This is a genomic window from Tropicimonas sp. IMCC34043 (assembly GCF_003390845.1).
GTDB lineage: Bacteria > Pseudomonadota > Alphaproteobacteria > Rhodobacterales > Rhodobacteraceae > Tropicimonas.
Genome location: NZ_QMEK01000001.1, coordinates 855,831 through 877,793, shown reverse-complemented (window position 1 = coordinate 877,793; position 21,963 = coordinate 855,831). Strand labels below are relative to the sequence as shown.

At 66.8% G+C, this 21,963-nt stretch carries 19 protein-coding genes; 10 read left to right on the top strand and 9 right to left on the bottom strand.

Going from position 1 to position 21,963, the window contains the following annotated elements; all coding sequences use genetic code 11:
* Positions 1-246 precede the first annotated feature (246 nt).
* Positions 247-1,002 (bottom strand): methyltransferase domain-containing protein, encoded by a 756-nt coding sequence (locus tag DQG17_RS04045; protein WP_116131476.1) that lies wholly within the window; start codon positions 1,000-1,002, stop codon positions 247-249.
* 68 nt (positions 1,003-1,070) lie between these two features.
* Here DQG17_RS04045 and gloB point away from each other — a divergent pair, with 68 nt between their 5' ends.
* From gloB to DQG17_RS04030, 3 genes are all read left to right on the top strand, one after another.
* Positions 1,071-1,832: a hydroxyacylglutathione hydrolase gene (gene gloB / locus DQG17_RS04040; protein WP_116131475.1), complete on the top strand. Its 762-nt coding sequence runs from the start codon at positions 1,071-1,073 to the stop codon at positions 1,830-1,832.
* A gap of 197 nt (positions 1,833-2,029) precedes the next feature.
* The gene (gene clpA, locus DQG17_RS04035; RefSeq protein WP_116131474.1) at positions 2,030-4,372 is read left to right on the top strand and encodes an ATP-dependent Clp protease ATP-binding subunit ClpA; all 2,343 of its coding nucleotides are present in this window, start codon (positions 2,030-2,032) and stop codon (positions 4,370-4,372) included.
* Between the two features lie 98 nt (positions 4,373-4,470).
* The gene (locus DQG17_RS04030; RefSeq protein ID WP_232829321.1) at positions 4,471-5,367 is read left to right on the top strand and encodes a M23 family metallopeptidase; all 897 of its coding nucleotides are present in this window, start codon (positions 4,471-4,473) and stop codon (positions 5,365-5,367) included.
* 57 nt (positions 5,368-5,424) lie between these two features.
* Here DQG17_RS04030 and DQG17_RS04025 read toward each other — a convergent pair whose 3' ends face one another.
* The 3 genes from DQG17_RS04025 to DQG17_RS04015 form a co-directional block, all read right to left on the bottom strand.
* Positions 5,425-7,092: a peptidoglycan -binding protein gene (locus DQG17_RS04025; RefSeq protein ID WP_116131472.1), complete on the bottom strand. Its 1,668-nt coding sequence runs from the start codon at positions 7,090-7,092 to the stop codon at positions 5,425-5,427.
* Between the two features lie 4 nt (positions 7,093-7,096).
* Positions 7,097-8,386, bottom strand: coding sequence for a biopolymer transporter ExbB (locus DQG17_RS04020; protein WP_116131471.1), 1,290 nt, complete (start codon positions 8,384-8,386; stop codon positions 7,097-7,099).
* 76 nt (positions 8,387-8,462) lie between these two features.
* A complete protein-coding gene (locus DQG17_RS04015; protein WP_116131470.1) occupies positions 8,463-9,026 on the bottom strand; it encodes a gamma-glutamylcyclotransferase in 564 nt (187 codons plus the stop codon).
* A gap of 64 nt (positions 9,027-9,090) precedes the next feature.
* On the opposite strand from DQG17_RS04015, the gene DQG17_RS04010 reads away from it, so the two are divergent.
* Positions 9,091-10,098: a DUF2125 domain-containing protein gene (locus DQG17_RS04010; protein ID WP_157973517.1), complete on the top strand. Its 1,008-nt coding sequence runs from the start codon at positions 9,091-9,093 to the stop codon at positions 10,096-10,098.
* 147 nt (positions 10,099-10,245) lie between these two features.
* On the opposite strand, the gene DQG17_RS04005 is transcribed toward DQG17_RS04010, so the two are convergent.
* From DQG17_RS04005 to hisC, 3 genes are read right to left on the bottom strand one after another with little or no spacing between them, the layout of a single operon-like run.
* Positions 10,246-11,127, bottom strand: coding sequence for an extensin family protein (locus tag DQG17_RS04005; protein ID WP_232829320.1), 882 nt, complete (start codon positions 11,125-11,127; stop codon positions 10,246-10,248).
* Positions 11,124-12,080 carry a prephenate/arogenate dehydrogenase family protein gene (locus tag DQG17_RS04000; RefSeq protein WP_116131468.1) on the bottom strand — a complete coding sequence of 319 codons (957 nt, stop codon included), beginning with the start codon at positions 12,078-12,080 and terminating at the stop codon, positions 11,124-11,126. Before DQG17_RS04000 ends, DQG17_RS04005 begins: the two co-directional genes overlap by 4 nt.
* Complete coding sequence (gene hisC / locus DQG17_RS03995) at positions 12,077-13,162, bottom strand: histidinol-phosphate transaminase (protein WP_116131467.1); 1,086 nt, start codon at positions 13,160-13,162, stop codon at positions 12,077-12,079. The genes DQG17_RS04000 and hisC overlap by 4 nt, the downstream gene beginning before the upstream one ends.
* A gap of 206 nt (positions 13,163-13,368) precedes the next feature.
* Between hisC and dacB the strand changes: the two genes are divergently transcribed.
* A complete protein-coding gene (gene dacB / locus DQG17_RS03990; RefSeq protein ID WP_116131466.1) occupies positions 13,369-14,910 on the top strand; it encodes a D-alanyl-D-alanine carboxypeptidase/D-alanyl-D-alanine-endopeptidase in 1,542 nt (513 codons plus the stop codon).
* 122 nt (positions 14,911-15,032) lie between these two features.
* On the opposite strand, the gene DQG17_RS03985 is transcribed toward dacB, so the two are convergent.
* The gene (locus tag DQG17_RS03985) at positions 15,033-15,455 is read right to left on the bottom strand and encodes a tellurite resistance TerB family protein (protein ID WP_116131465.1); all 423 of its coding nucleotides are present in this window, start codon (positions 15,453-15,455) and stop codon (positions 15,033-15,035) included.
* 144 nt (positions 15,456-15,599) lie between these two features.
* Between DQG17_RS03985 and DQG17_RS03980 the strand changes: the two genes are divergently transcribed.
* Positions 15,600-17,183: a lysine--tRNA ligase gene (locus tag DQG17_RS03980; protein WP_116131464.1), complete on the top strand. Its 1,584-nt coding sequence runs from the start codon at positions 15,600-15,602 to the stop codon at positions 17,181-17,183.
* A 123-nt stretch (positions 17,184-17,306) separates the two neighbouring features.
* On the top strand, positions 17,307-18,032 hold the full coding sequence (locus tag DQG17_RS03975; RefSeq protein WP_116131463.1) for a DUF4336 domain-containing protein: 726 nt from the start codon (positions 17,307-17,309) through the stop codon (positions 18,030-18,032).
* A gap of 117 nt (positions 18,033-18,149) precedes the next feature.
* Here the strand turns inward: DQG17_RS03975 and DQG17_RS03970 are convergent, their stop codons facing one another.
* On the bottom strand, positions 18,150-18,362 hold the full coding sequence (locus DQG17_RS03970; protein WP_116132573.1) for a SlyX family protein: 213 nt from the start codon (positions 18,360-18,362) through the stop codon (positions 18,150-18,152).
* A gap of 109 nt (positions 18,363-18,471) precedes the next feature.
* Here DQG17_RS03970 and hisS point away from each other — a divergent pair, with 109 nt between their 5' ends.
* The 3 genes from hisS to hisG are packed head-to-tail and all read left to right on the top strand — an operon-like array spanning position 18,472 to position 21,906.
* Positions 18,472-20,046 carry a histidine--tRNA ligase gene (hisS, locus tag DQG17_RS03965; RefSeq protein WP_116131462.1) on the top strand — a complete coding sequence of 525 codons (1,575 nt, stop codon included), beginning with the start codon at positions 18,472-18,474 and terminating at the stop codon, positions 20,044-20,046.
* 1 nt (position 20,047) lies between these two features.
* Positions 20,048-21,175, top strand: a complete 1,128-nt coding sequence (locus DQG17_RS03960; RefSeq protein WP_116131461.1) for an ATP phosphoribosyltransferase regulatory subunit — start codon at positions 20,048-20,050, stop codon at positions 21,173-21,175.
* Positions 21,166-21,906: an ATP phosphoribosyltransferase gene (gene hisG, locus DQG17_RS03955; protein ID WP_116131460.1), complete on the top strand. Its 741-nt coding sequence runs from the start codon at positions 21,166-21,168 to the stop codon at positions 21,904-21,906. Before DQG17_RS03960 ends, hisG begins: the two co-directional genes overlap by 10 nt.
* Positions 21,907-21,963 lie beyond the last annotated feature (57 nt).

The following is a 21,963-nucleotide window of genomic DNA, read 5'->3' as shown; positions in this document are numbered from 1 at the left end:
TGGACCGCGCAATTTCATTGCCGAAATTCCTACCATAGAAGGCCTCTAACAATCCGGTGAACCGATGCGACCGTTTGAAGCTGCTGCATTGCGGCAGAATCTCGAGGATTTCGGCGTGCGATTGTATACCAAAACGCCTTGCGGATCGAGGCTAGCGCTAACAAGACGCCGCGCATCTTTGTCGCCCCGACCCCGCCGCCGACCCGCAAACCGCGACCGCGGGGCCTGCGTCAGATGCCCGCGGGGTTAGACGCCGGCGGGTTCGCCCCCCGGACTGGGGATCCCCTCGAGGATGCGCAGCGGATAGCGGGCTGATTCCCGAACCGTCGTGCCCCGCGGGGTCTGCTGTGTCTTGGTGAATTCAACCATGAGAACACCGCCCGCCAGTGACGTGACCTTGCGCCCGACATTCTCCCACAGCCCGGAGCTGCGCAGCCAGAACCGCCGCGTCGACGGCGGACCGTAGAGCGCCGCCCCATGGCGTTCGAGACGGAAGTTCTGCCGCAGCAGTTGTTCTTCAAGCTGACCGACGGAATAGGGCCGACCATAGCCGAAGGGAGTCACATCGCGCCGCGCCCACAACCCGCTGCGGTTCGGCACCACCACGGTCAACCGCCCGCCGGGACCGAGCACGCGATAGCATTCCTCCAGCACCGCCCCGGGATGGTCGGTCGTGTCGAGCCCGTGCATCAACACCAGCCTGTCGACGCTGCCGGTATCGAGCGGCCACTGCATCTCCTCGCAGAGCGCCGAGATGTTCGGCCGGCCGCCGGGCCAGGGCATCACGCCCTGCGGGGCCGGCATCAGGGCGACGACCCGACGCGATTCCGCCAGGTAGGGCCGCAAAAGCGGCACGGCAAAGCCGAAGCCGACCACGGTCTGCCCCCGCGACTCGGCCGGCGGCCAGAACCGGACCAACTGTTCACGGATCGCCCGCTGCGCCACTCGGCCCAGCCTGGTCTTGTAGTAGAAATTTCTTAGGTCCAGCACATCGAGATGCATTGCGCCCGGCCGGCTCCCCATTCATCGTGTTGCGCAACCATAGCCGGTCACCCGGAAAAGGAAACGCCATGTCCCCTGAAATCGTCACAGTCCCCTGTCGGACCGACAACTATGCGTTCCTGTTGCACAATGCGGAAACCGGCGCCACTGCCGTGATCGACGTTCCCGAGGCTGCGCCGATCAAGGCCGCTCTCGACGCGCGCGGCTGGACGCTGTCCGACATATTGATCACCCACCACCACTCGGACCATATCGACGGCGTCGAGGAACTGCGCGCCGCGACCGGCGCCAAGGTGACCGGCGCCAAGGCAGACGCCCATCGCCTGCCCCGCCTCGACCGGGCCGTGGCCGAGGGCGACGCGGTCTCGGTCGGCGGGATCACCGGCCGGGTGCTTGACGTCTCGGGCCATACCATGGGCCATATCGCCTTTGCCTTCCCGGGCGCCGTCTTTACCGGCGACAGCCTGATGGCGCTTGGCTGCGGCCGGCTGTTCGAGGGCGACGCCGCCACCATGTGGGGGTCGTTGTCAAAGCTCGCCGCCCTGCCGCCCGAGACGCTGGTCTGTTCGGGCCACGAATATACCGCATCGAACGGCGCCTTCGCGCTGACCGTCGATCCCGACAATGCCGCCCTTCTGGCGCGGGTCGCGGATGTGAAACGGGCGCGCGCGGCAGGGCAGCCGACCGTTCCCTCGACGCTGCAACTCGAACTTGCCACGAACCCGTTCCTGCGGGCTTCCGATCCGTCAATTCGACACCATATAGGCATGGCCTCTGCCGCGGATGTCGAAGTCTTCGCCGAGGTGCGTCGACGAAAGGACAGCTTCTGAAAACCGCCCGACGAAGGACCGGACGGCCGTTCTCACCGCCCTGCAGCGATCACAATTTGTGCATTCGCAAAACACAACGGCGCTCATTGTAAAAAAACACTTGAAGCTGAGCCTCGCCTACCAAACCTTAGAACTTAGGGCCCACACTCGCGACCGGGGGGTCCCCAACCCGGTCCGACAGGAAAAGGAGCGCGTCCGTGCCATCGTTTTCTAATACTCTCGAGCAAGCCATTCACGCTGCACTGGGCTTCGCCAACGCGCGCCGCCATGAACTCGCCACCCTCGAACACCTGCTGCTGGCCCTGATCGACGAACCCGATGCCGCCAAGGTCATGCAGGCATGCGATGTCAATCTCGAGGAGTTGCGCCGCACGCTTCTCGAATTCATCGAAGAGGATCTGGCGACGCTTGTGACCGAGGTCGAAGGCTCCGAAGCCGTGCCGACCGCCGCCTTCCAGCGGGTGATCCAGCGCGCCGCGATCCATGTCCAGTCTTCGGGCCGGACCGAGGTCACTGGCGCCAACGTTCTGGTCGCGATCTTCGCCGAACGCGAATCGAACGCCGCCTATTTCCTGCAGGAACAGGACATGACCCGCTATGACGCGGTCAACTTCATCGCCCATGGTGTGGCCAAGAATCCGACCTTTGGCGAAAGCCGCCCGGTCACAGGCGCGGGCGAGAACGAGGAGGAGAGTTCCCACAGCGAAGAAGCAAGCTCCGGCCCGTCCGCGAGCGACCAGAAGGAATCGGCCTTGTCGAAATTTTGTGTCGATCTGAATGCGAAGGCCCGCCGCGGCGATGTCGATCCGCTGATCGGGCGCGATTCCGAAGTTGAACGCTGCGTGCAGGTCCTCTGCCGCCGGCGCAAGAACAACCCGCTTCTGGTGGGCGACCCGGGCGTTGGCAAGACCGCCATCGCCGAGGGGCTGGCGCGCAAGATCGTCTCGGGCGAGACCCCGGACGTTCTATCCGGCGCCACGATCTTCTCGCTCGACATGGGCGCGCTGCTGGCCGGCACCCGCTATCGCGGCGATTTCGAGGAACGGCTGAAAGCCGTTGTCACCGAACTCGAAGATCACCCCGATGCCGTGCTCTTCATCGACGAGATCCACACCGTGATCGGCGCCGGTGCCACCTCGGGCGGGGCGATGGATGCCTCGAACCTGCTCAAGCCTGCCCTGCAGGGCGGCAAGCTGCGCTGCATGGGCTCGACCACCTACAAGGAGTTCCGCCAGCACTTCGAAAAGGACCGCGCGCTCAGCCGCCGGTTCCAGAAGATCGATGTCAACGAACCTTCGGTCGAGGACAGCGTCAAGATCCTGACGGGCCTCAAGCCCTATTTCGAGGAGCATCACGACATCCGCTACACCGCCGACGCGATCCGCACCGCGGTCGAATTGTCGGCGCGCTACATGAACGACCGCAAGCTGCCCGACAAGGCGATCGACGTGATCGACGAGGCCGGTGCCGCCCAGCACCTGGTGCCGGAAAGCCGCCGCCGCAAGACCATCGGCACCAAGGAGATCGAGGCCGTGGTGGCCAAGATCGCCCGCATCCCGCCGAAGAATGTCTCCAAGGACGATGCGGCGACGCTCAAGGATCTCGAAGCCACGCTCAAGCGCGTTGTCTTCGGTCAGGATGCTGCAATCGGCGCTTTGACCGCCTCGATCAAGCTCGCTCGCGCCGGCCTGCGCGAACCGGAAAAGCCGATCGGCAACTACCTGTTCGCGGGTCCGACCGGCGTCGGCAAGACCGAGGTCGCCAAGCAGCTCGCCAGTTCGCTGGGGGTCGAGTTGATCCGTTTCGACATGTCGGAATACATGGAGAAACACGCGGTCAGCCGGCTGATCGGTGCGCCTCCGGGCTATGTCGGCTTCGATCAGGGCGGGCTTCTGACCGACGGGATCGACCAGCACCCGCATTGCGTTCTGCTGCTCGACGAGATCGAAAAGGCGCACCCGGATGTTTTCAACATCCTGCTGCAGGTGATGGACCACGGCACGCTGACCGACCACAACGGCCGGTCGGTCGACTTCCGCAACGTGATCCTGATCATGACTTCGAACGCCGGGGCCTCGGAACTGGCAAAATCGGCCATCGGTTTCGGCCGCGAGACCCGCGAGGGCGAGGACACGGCGGCAATCGAGCGGACCTTCACGCCCGAGTTTCGCAACCGTCTGGATGCGGTGATCTCCTTCGCGCCGCTCGGAGAGGATGTGATCCTGAAAGTGGTCGAGAAGTTCGTGCTGCAGCTCGAGGCCCAGTTGATGGACCGCAACGTGACGATCGAGTTGACCGATCCGGCCGCCGCCTGGCTTGCCGACAAGGGCTATGACAGCCGCATGGGCGCCCGCCCGCTCGGCCGGGTGATCCAGGAATATATCAAGAAGCCGCTCGCCGAAGAACTTCTGTTCGGCAAGCTGACCAAGGGTGGCATCGTCAAGGTCACCTTGAAGGACGGCAAGATCGACCTCATCGTCGAAGAACCGGTCAAGCTGCGGCTCGCCAGCCGCAAGCCGCCGCTTCTTACCGCCGACTGAGACAGATGGTGGCTGGAAGAAAACGGGGGCGCCTTGCGGCGCCCCTTCTTTTTGCCCTGACGGCAGCGCCCGTCTCCGCGGATGGTCCGCCGCGACTGATGCTGCCAATTGACTGCGTGCCGGGCACGAGCTGCCGAATCCAGCAATACGTCGACCGCGACCCGGGCCCCGGCAGCCGCGATGTCGGCTGCGGCGCGCTTGCCAACGACGGCCACAAAGGCACCGATTTCGCATTGCCGGACCTTCAGGCGATGCGCGCGGGTGTCGAGGTTCGTGCCGCAGCAGGCGGCCTGGTGCAGGGGCTGCGCGACGGGATGCCCGACATCGACGCCTCGCTGCCCGCCGCCCCCAACCTCGACGGTCGGGAATGCGGCAATGGCGTGACGCTCGATCACGGTGACGGCTGGCAGACCCAGTATTGCCACATGCGCCAGGGCAGTATCGCTGTCGCCATGGGCCAGCGGGTCGAAGCCGGCGCAACGCTCGGCCGTGTCGGAATGAGCGGGCGCGCGACCTTCCCGCACCTGCATCTGTCGCTGCGACAGGACAACCGGGTCGTCGACCCTTTCGGACCCGACATGTCGGTGCCCTGCGGCATGGATGCAGGCGCGCCGTTGTGGGATCCTCCCATCCCCTACCGCGATGGCGGGCTGGTGTCGGCGGGCGTTCTGGACCGCGTGCCGGATTTCGCCGAGATCAAGGAGGGGTTGGCCACCGTCGCCCTGCCCGATGACCCGCCCGATGCGCTGGTGGTCTGGGCGCTGGCCTTTGCCGGCCACAGCGGCGACGTGATCGATCTCGCGCTCGACGGCCCCGAAGGTTCGGTTGGTCATCAGGTGATGACACTGGAAAAGGACCAGCCGCTGCTCTACCGCGCCTGGGGCCTGCGCGCGCCCGCGGCGGGATTTCCGGCCGGCGCCTATCGGGCCCGCATCCGTCACCTGCGCGGCGGAATCGAGATCGACCGGCGCAGCGTGAGCTTCACCCTGCCCTGACGCGCCGCCTTGCCTGCAGCCAGGGCCCCGCCGTATCCCTCGCCGCCCGGACCCGCATTACCGCTCGGTCAACTTCAACTCGATGCGCCGGTTGCGCGCCCGCGCCTCGGGCGTGTCGCCGGGGTCGAGCGGCTGGTATTCGCCAAATCCGTTCGCCGAAAGCCGGTTTGGCGGGAACCCCAGATCCTGGGTCATGTAGCGTACGACCGAAAGCGCGCGGGCCTGGCTCAGTTCCCAGTTGTCGGCATAGGACCCCTGACCGCTCAGCGGCGCATTGTCGGTATGGCCGTCAACCCGGATCACCCAGTCGATCTCGGGCGGGATCTCGCCCGCGATTTCGGTCAGGATATCGGCGACCCGCGCGATCTGGTCCTTGCCCTCGGGCGAAAGCCGCGCCGAGGCGGATTCGAACAGAACTTCCGAGGAAAACACAAACCGGTCGCCCTCGATCCGCACGCCTTCGCGGCCACCGAGGATATCGCGCAAACGCCCGAAGAACTCCGAACGATAGTTCTTCAGATCCCGCGCTTCCGCCTCCAGCCGGGTCTTGTCCTGCTCCAGCCGCTTGCGTTCGGCCTCTTCCAGCGCCGCCCGCGCCCTTTCCTTGGACGCGACCTGCGCCAGCGCCACGTTCAGCCGCTCTCCCAGATCCTCGATCCTGCCCTGCGCATCGCCTTCGCGGCTCTCCGAGGCATCGAGCAGGCTCTGGATCGAACTCAGCTGCTTGCGCAATTCGGCGACCTGGGCGTTCAACAGCGCGACCCGGCGCTGTTGCGCCTCGGACTGACCCTCGACCTGCGACAGTTGCGCCTTGGCCGCGGCCAGCAGCGCCGCGCGCTCCTCGGCGGCCGTCATCTGCGCGACCTTGGCCTGTTCGGCAGCCTGTTGTGCCGTCTCCGCCTGCGCACGCGCGGCCTCGGCGGCGGCCAGAAGCGTCAGCGTCTCCTCGGCCTTGCGGCGTTGTTCTTCCAGCGCGAGGGTCATCGCCGTGCGTTCGGTATCGGCCGACGCCAGCTTGTCGCGCAAGGCCGCAACCGCCGCCGCTTCGGCCAAGCGCCCGGCCTCTTCCTCGGACAATTGCTGCTGCAGACCCGCCGCAGTCTGTTTCTGGTTCTCCAGCGCCGTCGCCGTCTCGTCCGCGCGCTGGCGCAGATCGGCAACCAGTGCCTCGAGCGCCGTACGCCGGGCCGCGGCCAGCCGGGCAGTCTCGACCTGCGCGTCGATCTCCTCGCGGGCGCCGGCAAGGGCCGCCTTCAAGGCTTCGCGATCCTGGGCAAGTTCGGCACGTTCGGCTGCCAGCGCATCGCGCGCCTTGGCCAGTTCCGCCGCTTCGGCCTTGACCTGGTCGATCCGGGCCGAGGCGATTTCGAGCTCTCCGGCGCGCTTGTCGCGCTCGGCCGCCAGGGCCTCGATCCGGTCCGATTGCTGCGCCGTGGTCTCGCGCGCCTCGGCCAGCGCTGCGGTCAATGTGCCGACTTGCCCGCCCAGATCGGTGGCCCGGCCGCGTTCCAGCCCCAGCGCATTGGACAGTTGCACAACCTCGGCCGACAGCGCGTCAAGCTCGGTTTCCTGCCCCGAGATCGTCTCGCGCAGCATGAACTGCACGATCATGAAGATCGACAGGACAAACATCAGCACCAGCAGCAGGGCCGTCATCGCGTCGACGAACCCGGGCCAGATCGAGGCCGAGAACCGGTCGCCGCTCCTGCGCCGTGACAACCCCATGGGCCTAGTCCCTCGGGCCGACGACGGTGCCTGTCGAGCCCTGCGGCAGCGCCGGCGCCCGGCCCTTGCGAACTTCGCGCGCAAGCCCGGCAATCTCGGCACGGATCTCGGCCACCGTTTCCTGACGGCCGGCGGCAAGCTCCTCGAGCACCCGCAACAGCTGCACGTCGATCGACCGCAGCCGCATCCGCGCCTCGTGATCGGCACCTTCTTCGGCCGCGGCCGGCGGCGCCGACAGCCGCTCGACCAGCGCTTCCTGGCCCTCGGCGATGCGCGCCTGCCCGTCAGCGATCCGCAACTGGACATCCGCCACCCGGTCCTGGCCCTCGGCGATCCGGTCCTGCCCCTCGGCGATCCGTTCCAGCACCGCGGTAGACCGGTCGCCATGCTGCAAGGTCCGGGTCAGCGCCGTCACCGCGGTTGCGACCTCCGACAGCCGGTCGTCGATCACCGCCCGGCCCAGATCCGACTGCGCCATGATCTCACGCAGCGACGACATCTGTTCGGCCATGTGGTCGAGCACCAGCAGCACCGGCCCGGCGTCACCTGCCCCCTCGACCTCGGCGCCGGCAAAGCCGAGCCGCGTGATCGTCGACAGCCATTCCTCAAGCTCGCGATAGAACCGGTTCTGCCCGCGCGAGGCGAAGAGTTCGAGCAGCCCCACCACCAGCGACCCGGTCAGGCCGAGCAGCGAGGATCCAAAGGCCGTGCCCATGCCGCCAAGTTGCGCCTCGAGCCCGTTCATCAGCTTGGCGAAGATATCGACGCCGCTTTCGCCCTCTTGCGGGGCGAGCGAGCGGATCGTGTCGACCACCGCCGGCACGGTCGTCGCGAGGCCATAGAAGGTGCCGAGAAGACCGAGGAAGATCAACAGGTTGCCGATATAGCGGGTGATATCCCGCGCCTCTTCGATCCGGGTGCCGACCGAATCGAGGATCGAGCTTGCCGAGGTGGAACTAATCTGGCGGTTGACCCCGCGCGAACGCAGCAGACCAGCAAGCGGCGCCAGCATCCGTGGCGGCCGCGCGGTTTCGGCAGCGCGGTGATCGCGGGCGAAGGCTTCGATCCAGCGCACCGAGGAGCTGAGCTGTGCCACCTGCAGGAAGCAGTTCAGGACCCCGAAGACAAACACCAGCCCGATCGCGCCGTTGAGATAGGGGTTGGCGAAGAACACCGGCTTGACGCTGGGATAGATCATCCAGCCGCCGACGCCCGCGAGGGCGACAACGATCAGCATCTGCACCGTTTGCCGGATCGGCTGCGAGAATTGCGGTTCGGCCTCGACTGCGCTCATTGGGTCCCGGCACTGGTGGTCAGAATATGCCGCAACGATAGGCACCAAGCGCGAGAAAGCAATGTCCAAACAAGACTTAGCTGGAATCCGATGCGCTCAGGGCACGCACCCTCGCCGCCAACCAGTCGAGGTCGGGATCGGCAAGGCCAAGCTCGGCCAGATGGGCGGCGGTGTTGAACAGGTATTCGGCATTCGGCCCGCGCCCGCCGCGGGCACGGGCGATGATCTGCGCCTGCTGTTCAAGCGTCGTGTCGCCGCAATACTGGGCATGGGCACGGTCCATCACATAGGTCAGCGCCATCACCCGCCGGCCGTCGCACAACGCGACCTCGACCCGTTCCTCCAGATAGGCCGCCGAGATCAGCTCGCGTTCGCGCAGGCCCTGCAGCGCCAGGGCGGCACCTTCGGGCGCGACGCGAAAGGCAACACCGTCGCAATGGGCGCCTTCGGCAGCATCGAGCGCCAGCACCAGACCCGGAGCATCGACCGTGCCGCGATAGTGGATCGACGTCATACAAAAGGCGCGGCGAAATCCGATCAGCCGCGCCACCGCCCGCTCAGCCACCTCGAAGCCCGGATGCCAGATCAGGCTGCCATAGCCGAACACCCACAAGGGCTTGGAAATATCGATGTCCTGCATATGTTGGCCCTCGCGCACTGGGGCCCTATTACCCCCGAAACCGTGCAGGGCGAAAGGGGCCGACATGAAACCGATGCGATTGCTGTGGCTCGTCCTGCTGGTGGCTGTGGCCTGGGGGCTGTGGTGGGGTTGGGGTGTCTGGACCACCTCGCGCAACGTCCATGCCTGGCTGAACGAACGCCGCGCCGCCGGTTGGCAGGCCGAGTGGTCCGATATCTCGATCCAGGGCTTTCCCACCCGGATCGACACCACGATCAGCGATCTGACGCTCGCGAATACCGAAGCCGGCTGGGTCTGGAGCACACCGTTCCTGCAGATCCTCGGGCTGAACTATGAAAACAACCACTATGTTCTGGTCTCGGCCGATACCATGACGCTGCAGACCCCCTATGAGCGGATCGAGATGACCGGCGAGGATCTGCGCGGCAGCGTCAACTTCCTGCCGGGGCAAGCCCGCGCGATCGACGAGGCGGTGGCGATCTTCAAGGACCTGTCGCTTGTCTCGGACGCCGGATGGGCCGGGACGGTCGCGGAGACGCGGCTCGCCGTGCGGCCGACCGCGGGGCGCGACGGCTGGTACGACCTCGGGGTCGAGGTGAGCGGGCTGACGCCGGGCTCGGGGCCTCTGGCACGGCTGGCGGGTATGGGCATGGCGCCGGGCACGATCGAGCGGCTGAACGCCGATCTGGCGCTGCGGCTCGACCGCCCGCTCGACCGCACGGCGCTGGAAGGCCTGACGCCGCAGCCCCGCGAGATCGACATCCGCGATCTCGGCGCCCGGTGGGGCCAGCTCGATCTGCGGGTGGCGGGCGATCTGACGCTCGACGCGGCAGGTCAGGTCAGCGGCGAGATCCTGGTGAAGGCCACGAACTGGCGCGACATGCTGGAATTGCTGCGCGAAAGCGGCAGCGTCCCGGGCGCCGTGGTCAGTGGCCTCGAATCGGCGCTGCAGATCGCCAGCGGATTTGCCGGCAGCAAGAAGACGCTCGATATCCCGGTGACCTTCCGCAACGGCCGCACGAGGATCGGCATCCTGCCGGTCGGGCCGGCGCCGGTGCTGCGGCTGCGGTGAGCTGGCGGCGACGGCAAGAAGGGGGCTCTGCCCCCGTCCCGCCTTGCGGGACACCCCCGGGATATTTTCGAACAGAAGAAGGTGTAGGGGCGGCTCTGCGGCTGTCGGCGGGGCGGTCGTTCGACGGTTTTGCCGCTGTGCGGTGGTCTATTGGCAGAAGGGACCGCTGCGATACTGCGCGGTGTCGAGGTGGAAATGGTTGCGGTGGTACTTGTCCGCCTTCGGGCCGAGCACGGTGCCAAAGGGGCCGCAGGCCGCGGCGTGGGCCTTGCGCAGAGGTGCGCCGTACTTGCGGCTGCGCCAGTGGTCGAGGACCGTCACCTTGGTCCCGTCCTTCAGGGTAAGGCCGCCGACATCGACCGCGTGGCCGCGGCCATGTTCCGACAGCTTGCCGCCCGGGATGTTGTTGCGGCTCCGGCAGGCATAGCTTGCAAAGATGGTCAGTTCGACGACCCCGCCGCCGCGCCGTCCGATCGCCGGCTTCAGCCCCTTTTCGACCCAGCTGTTCAGCGCCCTGGCGGTCGGGCAGTCGATCGTCACCGAGGTCGACAGCGACACGCCGGCCACTTCGGTCACCTTCACCGGATCGTCGATACCGCAGCCGCGTGCCGGGTTGCCGATGTCGGCAAGCTCGGTGCCGCGGATCGTCCGAACGCCGCAGACCGCGCCTTTGGCCGGAGCAGTGTTTGCCCCACCGGGGAGCATATTCTTCAGAAATCCGGTCGGCCGGGCCTCGGGGCGCGGGGCCTCGGGGAATGCGATCTGCGGCACCGCCACGGGCACGGCCACAGCGACCGCCTCGGGCGGAACGGAAGGGCGCGGTTCGGGCTGTGGCACGCCGCGTTCGCCATCGGCCATCACCGCGACCAGCACACCAACCGGCACAACGACCTGATGCAGGTCGGGTTGCGCCTGAGCCGCGGTCATGGCGTTTCTGGGTACCGGGCGGGGCGAGACATCGGGCGGGTCGGCCAGAGCGGCTCCCGCAGCCAGGGCGACCGTTGCCGCCGGCATCCAGATGGCTCTCACGTGGTCTCGCCCTCTCCGCTCTCGCCTGTCCTTTGGCCGGGCCTGCCGCCGCGGCCGAAATCGGGGGCGGCAGTGTCCTGCCCCGCCTCGATGATACTACGCCGGATCGCCCGTGTCCGGGTGAAATAGTCGAACAGCAGATCGCCATCGCCCTTGCGGATCGCCCGCTGCAGCCGCATCAGTTCCTCGATGAACCGGCCGAGGATCTCCATCGTGGCTTCGCGGTTGTTCAGGAACACATCGCGCCACATGGTCGGGTCCGACGCGGCGATGCGGGTGAAGTCGCGAAACCCGGCCGCGGAATACTTGATCACTTCGCTGTCGGTCACGCGGCGCAGATCGTCGGCGACGCCCACCATCGTATAGGCGATCAGGTGCGGCGCGTGGCTTGTCACCATCAGCACCAGATCGTGGTGCTCGGGCTCCATCACCTCGACATGGGCGCCCATGCCCTCCCAGAACCGGGTCAGCCGGTCGAGCGCATCGGCATCGACCGCGCCATCGGGCACGACGAGCGTGTAGCGGTTGTCGAAAAGCTCGGCAAAGCCCGACCGCGGCCCGGAATGTTCGGTCCCGGCCAGCGGGTGGGCGGGGATGAAATGCACGCCGTCGGGCAGGTGCGGCCGGACAGCCTCGATCACCGCCCGCTTGACCGAGCCGACGTCGCTGAGCGTGCAGCCCGGTTTCAGGTGCGGCCCGATTTCCTCGGCCACGGCCGCCATCGCGCCGACCGGCACGCAAAGAACCACCAGATCGGCATCAGCGACCGCTTCGGCCGCGGTCTCGGTCACCAGATCGCAGAGCCCGTCCTCGCGGGCGATGGCGCGGGTCTCGGCCGAGCGCGCGGTGCCGACGATCATCCGTTGCAGCCCGGCGCGCCGACCGGCATGGATCATCGACGAGGCGATCAGCCCCAGCCCGATATAGGCCACACGATCATAGATCGCGGTCATCGCGGCCGTGCCCGGAACGACTTCACGCCCTCGACCACCCGCCGGCAGCCGGCCTCGTCGCCCACCGTGATGCGCAGGCAGTTCGGCAGCTTGTAGCCCGCCACACGGCGCACGATCACGCCCAGAGATTTCAGATGCGCATCCGCCGCCTCGGCCTCGGCCGCGTCGGCAAAGCGCGCCAGCACGAAATTGGCAAGGCTCGTGTCCGAGGCCACGCCGAGGGCGGCCAGTTCCTCGGCCAGCCACACCCGCATCCGTGCATTCTCGATCCGGCAGCGTTCGGCCCAGTCCCGGTCCTGTACCGCGGCAATGGCGGCGGCCATCTGCAGCTCGGACAGGTTGAAGGGCTGACGGATCCGGTTCAGCACGTCGATGATCGCGCGCGGACCATAGCCCCAGCCGATCCGCAAACCGCCAAGCCCGTAGAGCTTGGAGAAGGTCCGGGTCATGAAGACATTGTCGCGCGCATCGACCAGGGCCGCGCCGCCGTCGAAGCCCTCGACGAACTCGGCATAGGCACCGTCTAGCACGAGGATCGCGCCCTCGGGCAGGCCTGCCGCCAGCCGCGCCACCTCGTTGCCGCCGATCATCGTGCCGGTGGGGTTGTTCGGATTGGCGATGAAAACGAGCCTTGTCTGCGGCGTCACGGCGTCAAGCAGCGCATCGACATCGGTGACCCGCTCGCGCTCTCTCACCTCGACCGGCGTCGCGCCGGCCGCCAGCGCCGAGATCCGGTACATCGCAAACCCGTGTTCGGTGTGCAGAACCTCGTCCCCCGGCCCGGCATAGGCCTGGCACAGGAACTGGATCACCTCATCGCTGCCCACACCACAAATGATCCGGTCGGGGTCGAGCCCGTGCACCTCGCCGATCGCCTGGCGCAAGGGACCATGGTCGGTGTTGGGATAGCGGTGCACCTCGGCGATAGCGTCGGCGATGGCCTGTTTGGTCTTCGGGCTGGCGCCAAAGGGGTTTTCGTTCGACGACAGCTTCAGCACGTCCTCGACCCCCTCGATGCGGCTCTGGCCGCCCTGATAGAGCGCGATCTCGAGAATGCCGGGCTGGGGTTTGATGGCGGTCATTGGACTCTCCTTGCGGGCCCGATATAGCGGCAGGCCCGCGGCTGCGCCAGTGCGACGGGGCGGCGGCAAGGCCGCGCCCGCACCCTGCCCAAAAGTCTGTATCGCCGAGTTCGCCCTGCAGGTTCCGGCCCAAGAATTCGTGACAATTCGATCCAGAGCCGCAAGACCGCTTGCGGGACCAGCGGCGCATTCGGTACCACCCCCGCATGTCTCGATTTCCTTTCACCCTCTCGCGCCGGGCGGTTCTTGCTGGTCTGCTGACCAGCGGTGCAAGTCTGGCCATTGCCGAAGCTCCCGAGGTTTCGCATCGCCCGCCGCCGCGGCCGAGCGAACGCGGCGTGGCAGTCGCACCCGCAAAGCCCGCCGGCCCATCCGCCCCTTCCGCGGAATCGCTGGTTGAAAAGGCGCGGCTTGGCGAGGCGTCGCAGGTCGGCTTTGTCGTGGCCGATGCCGCGACCGGCGAGGTGCTGGAGGTCATGAACCCGGACCTCGGCCTGCCGCCGGCGAGCACGATGAAGACGATCACCTCGCTCTATGCGCTGAAAACGCTTGGCCCGAGCTATCGCTTCAAGACCCGGCTCATTGCCACAGGACCGATCGAGGACGGCGTGCTCAAGGGCGATCTGGCGCTGGTGGGCTCGGGCGACCCGACGCTCGACACCAACCGTCTGGCAGAGCTTGCCGTGGGGCTGAAGGCCGCTGGCGTGACCGCGGTCGAGGGTCTGTTCCTGACCTGGAGCCAGGCGCTGCCGCAGATCAACGCCATCGACCCCGACCAGCCGGTGCAGGTCGGCTATAACCCTGGCATTTCGGGGCTGAACCTCAATTTCAACCGGGTGCATTTCGAATGGCATCGCGCCGGCAAGGGCTGGGACACGACGATGGATGCCCGATCGGACAGCTATCGCCCCGCGGTCACGACCGCACGGATGAGCGTCGATCCCCGCAAGATGCCGATCTATACCTATGCCGACAACGGCGATGCCGAGGTCTGGTCCGTGGCCTCCTGGGCGCTTGGCGAGAGTGGCAGCCGCTGGCTGCCGGTGCGCCGGCCTTCCGCCTATACCGCCGAGGTGCTGCAGGATTTCGCCAAGCTTCACGGAATCGTCCTGCCCACCGCCGAAGAGGCCGCCTCCGCCCCCCAAGGCACCGTTCTGGCCGAGGTTGAAAGCGAGGATCTGCGCGAGATCCTGCGCGACATGCTGAAATATTCCACCAACATGACCGCCGAGGCGGTGGGGCTGACGACGACCGCCGCCCGTGCCGGAAGGCCCGAGCCGCTGCCGGTGTCGGCGGCACAGATGGGCGACTGGCTTGGCGAGCGCATCACGCTGCCGCCGCCCACGCTGGTCGATCATTCCGGGCTTGGCGGGACCAGCCGGATCACCGCCAACGACATGGTGCAGGCGCTGGTCCAGATCGGCCCCGAGGTCGATCTTGAGCCGATTCTGAAGCCGATCCGGATGAAGGACGACCACGGAAGGCCGGACCCGGGTTATCCGGTGACGATTCAGGGCAAGACCGGGACACTGAATTTTGTCAGTGCGCTGGCGGGCTATGCCACCCTGCCCGAGGGCAGGAAGCTTGCCTTCACCATCTTCACCGCCGACGTGCCCCGGCGTGACGCCCTCACCATCGACCAGCGCGAGGGCCCCGAGGGCCTGCAGCCCTGGCTCGGCCGTTCGCGCAATCTGCAGCTTCGCCTGATCGACCGCTGGTGCAAGGTCCACGCGCCACAAGCGTTGTAGCGGCACCGCGAACCGAATCCCGCGCCGTCCTGCGCGGGCAACACGTGTCGGGTCACCCTGTCGTCAAGCGACCCATCGGCCCAGACACAATCGGCCCAGACACAGATCTGTCGCCCGATTCCTCAGATCGTCCGATGCCGAACCCGCGCGCCCCACTCGATCGACGCCGCATGCAGCCGCGGGATATTGAAGGCATAACGAATCTCGGCAAGCAACTGAAGTTCCTGGTCCGAAAGCCGCCCGTCGGATGCCGCCACGTCGCAACACAGTGCATAGGCGGTCTCGTACAACTCTTCGGGCAGCGCCTTGCTGCAAAGCCCGAGAAGCGCGTCGACCCCGTCCTCCTCCTCGAAAAGATCGAACACCAGTTCGCCCATGGAGCGGATGTGGTCGGCATCGTACTCGCCAAAGATGGGCAGGTGATTCACGATCCGCTCGATGGTGACAAGCTCCGAGGTCCGGATGTTCTCGTCCGAGACCGAGGTGGCAATCATGACCGCGACCAGCGCGTCCTGGGGCGAAATCGGGTTCGGGTCGTGGGCCATTTTCGGTTCCTTCTTGGGTCTTGGTCGCTGCAGATTTATTGACGCGAAGCCCACCCCGCAATAGGGAGTGCGGCGGTCGGACCAACGGGTCCGTCCGCTTTTGCGCGGCATGGGGCCGCGTCAGACCAGGAAAGACCGTTTCAGATGCCCGAATTCCGCGACGCCGCGATGACCTCCAAGGCCTGGCCCTTCGAAGAGGCACGCCGGGTGCTGAAACGGTACGAAACAACGCCCCCCGAGAAGGGATATGTCCTGTTCGAGACCGGCTATGGCCCCTCTGGCCTGCCCCATATCGGCACCTTCGGCGAGGTCGCGCGCACCACGATGATCCGCCACGCCTTCACCCAGATCAGCGACATCCCGACCCGGCTGTTCTGTTTCTCGGACGACCTCGACGGGATGCGCAAGGTCCCCGACAACGTGCCGAACCAGGAGATGCTGCGCGAACACCTGCAGCGGCCGCTGACCTCGGTCCCCGACCCGTTCGGCGAGTTCGACAGCTTCGGACACCACAACAACGCCATGCTGCGGCGGTTCCTCGACACCTTCGGGTTCGAATACGAATTCATCTCGGCCACCGACTTCTATCGCTCGGGCCAGTTCGACGAGATCCTGCTGCGCTGCGCCGAACGCTATGACGCGCTGATGCAGGTGATGCTGAAATCGCTGCGCGAGGAGCGTCAGCAGACCTATTCGATCTTCCTGCCGATCCACCCCGAGACCGGCCGGGTTCTCTATGTGCCGTTGAAGCATGTCGATGCCAAGGACGGCACCATCACCTTCGACGACGAGACGGGGCGCGAATGGACCCTGCCGGTGACGGGCGGCAACGTGAAGCTGCAGTGGAAGCCCGATTTCGGCGCCCGCTGGGCCGCACTCGGTGTCGATTTCGAGATGTACGGCAAGGACCATTCGACCAACACGCCGATCTATGACGCGATCTGCAAGATCCTCGGCACGCCTGCACCCGAGCATTTCACCTATGAACTGTTCCTCGACGAGAACGGCGAAAAGATCTCGAAGTCGAAGGGCAACGGGCTGTCGATCGACGAATGGCTGACCTATGCCTCGACCGAAAGCCTTGCCTATTTCATGTTCCAAAAGCCGAAGACCGCCAAGCGGATGTATTTCGACGTGATCCCGAAGGCGGTCGACGAATATCATCAGCAATTGCAGGCCTATGCGGGGCAGGACGCCAAGGCGCGGCTCGCCAATCCGGTCTGGCATATCCATGGCGGCGAGGTGCCGGCCTCGGACATGGTGGTCAGCTTTGCCATGCTGCTGAACCTCGCCTCTGTCGCCGGCGCCGACGACAAGGAAACGCTCTGGGGCTTCATCCGCCGCTACGCGCCCGATGCCGCGCCCGAAACCCATCCCGGTCTCGATCAGGCGGCGGGATTTGCGGTGCGCTATTACAACGACTTCGTGAAGCCCGAGAAGGTGTTCCGGGCACCGACCGACATGGAACGCGCAGCCCTTGCCGATCTGGCCGAGCGGCTTCGCAGCTGGGATGGCGGGCTCGATGCCGAGGCGCTGCAGGGCCTCGTCTTTGCCGTCGGCAAGGAGCATGGTTTCGATCCGCTCAGGGACTGGTTCAAGGCGATCTACGAAGTGCTGATGGGGGCAAGCCAAGGGCCGCGGTTCGGCGGGTTCATCGCGCTGTTTGGTGTCGACGAGACCGTGGCGCTGATCGACGCGGCGCTGGCGGGTAATCTGGTCACGGCGTGAAGGTTCTGCATTAGGTTTCCGCCTCAAGTGTCAGAAATTTCATATATCTGACACAAGATTCAGAGACGATGGAATACGGTTGCGCCGCATCAGGCGCGGCCGGTGAAAACGGGGAACGGTGCCATGCCTTATGATCCGCTCGATCTGCCGAAACCGGTGGCGCCGGACATCTGGGTGGTGGACGGCCCCGAGATTTCCTTCCTGCACCTGCCGTTCCCGACCCGGATGACCGTGATCCGGCTGCGCGATGGCAGCCTCTGGGTCCATTCGCCGATCCGGCTGAATGCGGCGGTACGGGAGGCCGTGACCGCACTCGGGCCGGTCGCGCATCTGGTGGCGCCGAACTGGATCCACTATGCGGCCCTGGGCGACTGGGCCACGGCATTCCCCGAGGCGACGGTCTGGGCCGCCCCCGGCGTGGCCGAGCGCGCGGCGAGCCACGGCACAACGCCGCGGATCGATCACCTGCTGGAACCCGGCACGGCGACGCCATGGGAGCCCGAGATCGCCTGGATGCTGGTCGAGGGCAGCGAGGTCCATCGCGAGGCGGTGTTCTTTCATGCCGCAAGCCGAACCCTGATCCTGACCGACCTGATCGAGAATTTCGAGCGCGCGAAAGTGGCGTGGTGGGTCTGGCCGCTGCTGCGGCTGGCCGGCAATCGCGATCCGGACGGAAAGATGCCGCGGGACATGGCCTGGACCTTCCGCAAGGGGCGTAAACGCCTTCGCGCCGCCGTGGAACAGATGATCGGCTGGGGGCCCGAGCGGGTGATCCTGGCCCATGGCCGCTGGTACGAGACGAACGGCGTGGCCGAACTGCGGCGGGCGTTTCGCGACCTGCTGCGCTGATCCGCCCCCCGCGCATGCCCCTGCCCGCCAACCGGGGGCGCATCCGCCCTGCCCGGCATCAGCGGCAAATCGCCAAGCGGCCCCCGAGGCCCCACACCCGCACCCGCACCCGCACGGTCAATAATGAGGCGGGCGTTCGTCGGCAAAGACGGCGCCGCCCGTCTGTTCCTGTTCGGACCTTGCGGCACGGTCCATCAACATCGCAACCCGGCGGGTCAGCAGATCGATCTCGGCCGACTGGCGGGCGACGATGTCCGACAACTCGTCGCCCAGCCGGTGCAGATGCGCCAGTTCTTCCTCGATCCGCCGAAGCTCTGTTGTAGAGTCCATCATCATTCCCTTGTCTTGCCCACACCCATCGGGGGTCCGGCCCGGCTTGCGGGTCAGCCCCCCTTGGGCTAGACGCAGCCCCGACACGCCGACCCGAGGATCGCCCCCCATGGCCAAGGATACAAAGCCCCGCCGCCCCAAGGCCGAGACGCCGAAGGGCTTCCGCGACTATCTTGGCGCGGAAGTGGCCGAGCGCAACCGGATGCTGGGCAAGATTGCCGAAGTCTATCATCTTTACGGCTTCGAGCCGCTGGAAACCTCGGCAGTCGAGACGGTCGAGGCGCTTGGCAAGTTCCTGCCCGATGTCGACCGCCCGAACGAGGGCGTCTTTGCCTGGGAGGAGGACGGCGACTGGCTGGCGCTGCGCTATGACCTGACGGCCCCGCTCGCCCGGGTCGCCGCACAATATCGCAACGACCTGCCAAGCCCCTATCGGCGCTATGCCATGGGGCCGGTCTGGCGCAACGAGAAGCCGGGACCAGGGCGGTTCCGCCAGTTCTATCAATGCGATGCCGATACCGTGGGGGCGCCGTCCGTCGCCGCCGATGCCGAGGTTTGCGCCATGCTCTGCGACACGCTCGAGGCGGTCGGGATCCCGCGCGGCGACTACATCGTGCGGATCAACAACCGCAAGGTGCTGAACGGGGTGATGGAAGCCGCCGGCGTGCTCGACCCCGCCGATCCCGAGAAATTCGCGCACGAACGCGGCATCGTGCTGCGCGCCATCGACAAGCTTGACCGGCTGGGCACTGCGGGCGTCCGCGCCCTGCTGGGCGAGGGGCGCAAGGACGAAAGCGGCGATTTCACCGATGGCGCCGGGCTGTCCGACGAGCAGGCCGAGATCGTGATATCGTTTGTCGAGGCTGGCGAGGCTGGCGGAATCTCCCCGGACGAACTGACCGCGCTGATGGCCGAGTCATCGGAATTCGCACTGGAAGCGGCCGAGCAGATCGGCGTGCCGCAGAATGTGCTGCTGACCCGGTTGCGTCATCTGGTCGGCGCCTCGGCGACCGGCCAGGCTGGCGTCGACGAACTCGAAGAGATCGCGGGATTGCTGCGCGCCCAGGGCATCGGTCCCGACCGCGCGGTCATCGACCCCTCCGTGGTGCGTGGCCTTGGCTACTACACCGGGCCCGTGTTCGAGGCCGAACTGACCTTCGAGGTGCTGGACGAGAAAGGCCGCCCGCGGTCCTTCGGGTCTGTCGCCGGTGGCGGGCGCTACGACGATCTGGTCAAGCGCTTCACCGGGCAGGCCGTGCCGGCGACGGGGATCTCGATCGGGGTCGACCGGCTGCTGGCGGCGCTGCGCGCCAAGGGGCGGCTTGACGGCGCCTCGGCCGGGCCGGTGATCGTGACGGTGATGGATCGCGCCCGGATGGCCGATTATCAGGCGATGGTGGGCGAGTTGCGCCACGCCGGGATCCGGGCCGAGGTCTATCTCGGCAATCCGAAGAACTTTGGCAACCAGCTCAAATACGCCGACAAACGGGCCTCGCCCATCGCGGTAATCCAGGGCGAGGACGAGGCGGCGCGCGGCGTGGTGCAGATCAAGGATCTGGTGCTGGGGGCGAAGATCGCCTCCGAGGCGAGCCTTGAGGAATGGAAAAGCCAGCCGGCGCAGCGCGAGATTGCGCGCGCCGATCTTGTGGCCGAAGTGGCCGCGATGCTGGCACGGGAGCGCTGAGATGCCAAGCAAGGATCAGGTCCGCGCCGAGGCCGCAAGGCTGAAGGCGGCCTTTGTGGCGGCCGGCGCCACAGCCGTCGACCCCGACGTGCTGCAACCTGCCGACACGCTGCTTGACCTTTATGGCGAGGATATTCGCGCGCGCGCCTATGTCACCGCCGATCCGCTGCGCGGCGAACAGATGCTGCGCCCCGATTTCACGGTTCCGGTGGTGCAGATGCATGTGGCGCGCGGCAACGGACCGGCGCGCTATACCTATGCGGGCGAGGTCTTCCGCCGCCAGGAAGTGGCCGAACCGGGCCGGTCCAACGAATATTTCCAGGCCGGATTCGAGGTCTTTGACGCCCCCGACCCGGCCGCGGCCGAGGCCGAGGTCTTTGCCCGTTTCGCCGAGCTGATGTCGCCGCTCGGTCTGCGCGCGGCGATGGGGGACATGGGGCTTCTGACGGCGGTTGTCAGGGGGCTCGATACCACCGCGGCGCGGCGCGCGGCGCTGATGCGCCACATCTGGCGCCCGAAACGGTTCCGCGCCCTGCTCGACCGCTATGCCGGGCGCCGGCCGGTGGCGGCAAGCCGGACCGCACTGCTCGAACGGATGCGCAAAGAGGTGCCGGCGCAGGCGATCGCGGCCACAGGACCTGTGATCGGGCTGCGCACGCCGGCCGAGATCGCGCACCGGATCGAGACCCTGCAGGAAGAGGCGCGCACGCCGCCGCTGGCCGCCCGTCAGGTGGCGCTGATCGACGATCTGCTGTCGATCCGCGAGACGCCGGCGAATGCGCTGGCGCGGCTGCGCGACATCGCGGTCGATCTGGCGGCGCTCGACCCCGCGCTCGACCGGCTGGAACGGCGGCTCGACGCGATGCGCGCCCATGGCGTCGATCTGGATCGGGTGGAGTTCGAGGCAAGCTATGGCCGCACCTCGATGGAATATTACGACGGCTTCGTGTTTGGCTTCTATGCGCCGGGGCGGCCACACCTGCCCCCCGTCGCCTCGGGCGGGCGCTATGACGCGCTGACCCGGATCCTCGGCCGTGGCCGCGAGATCCCGGCGGTGGGCGGCATGATCCGGCCCGGGCTGGCGCTGGAGCTTGGCGCAGAGATCGCGGGAGGCGCGACATGGACGTGACGACGACGAGCGCGGCACTGCGCAAAACCGACGGCGGGCTGAAACTTGGCGTGCCCTCGAAGGGCCGGCTGATGGAAAAGACTTTCGACTGGTTCGGGGCACGCGGGCTCGACATTCGCCGCACCGGGTCGGAGCGGGAATATTCAGGCGCCGTCGGCGGCATCGAGGGCGTCGATCTGGTCCTGCTGTCCGCAGGCGAGATCCCGCGCGAGCTGGAGGCGGGGCGGATCCATCTGGGCGTCACCGGCACCGATCTGGTGCGCGAAAGGATCGCGGGCTGGGACGACACGGTCAAGGAAGTCGCCGCCATGGGATTCGGGCAGGCCGATCTGGTGATCGCAGTGCCGAAATGCTGGATCGACGTCGACACGCTCGAAGACCTCGACGCGGCGGCGGCGGCGTTCCGCAAGGTCCATGGCCACCGGCTGCGGGTCGCGACCAAGTACCACCGGCTGGTGCGGGAATTCCTGCGCGGCGCCGGGGTGGCCGATTATCAACTGGTCGACAGTCAGGGTGCAACCGAGGGCACGGTCAAGAACCTGACCGCCGAGGCAGTGGCCGACATCACCTCGACTGGCGAGACGCTGCGCGCAAACCACCTGAAGGTTCTGTCGGACGGGATGATCCACCGCAGCCAGGCAACGCTGTTCCGATCCCTGCGCGCGCCCTGGGGCGCGGCCGAACGGGCAGCGCTGGCCGAGATCATGAATCGTCTCGCCGCCCGGGTCTGAGCCGCAGCCCGTATTCGAACTTTTCCACACATTGTCCCGGTCCCTGCCATCCCCTAG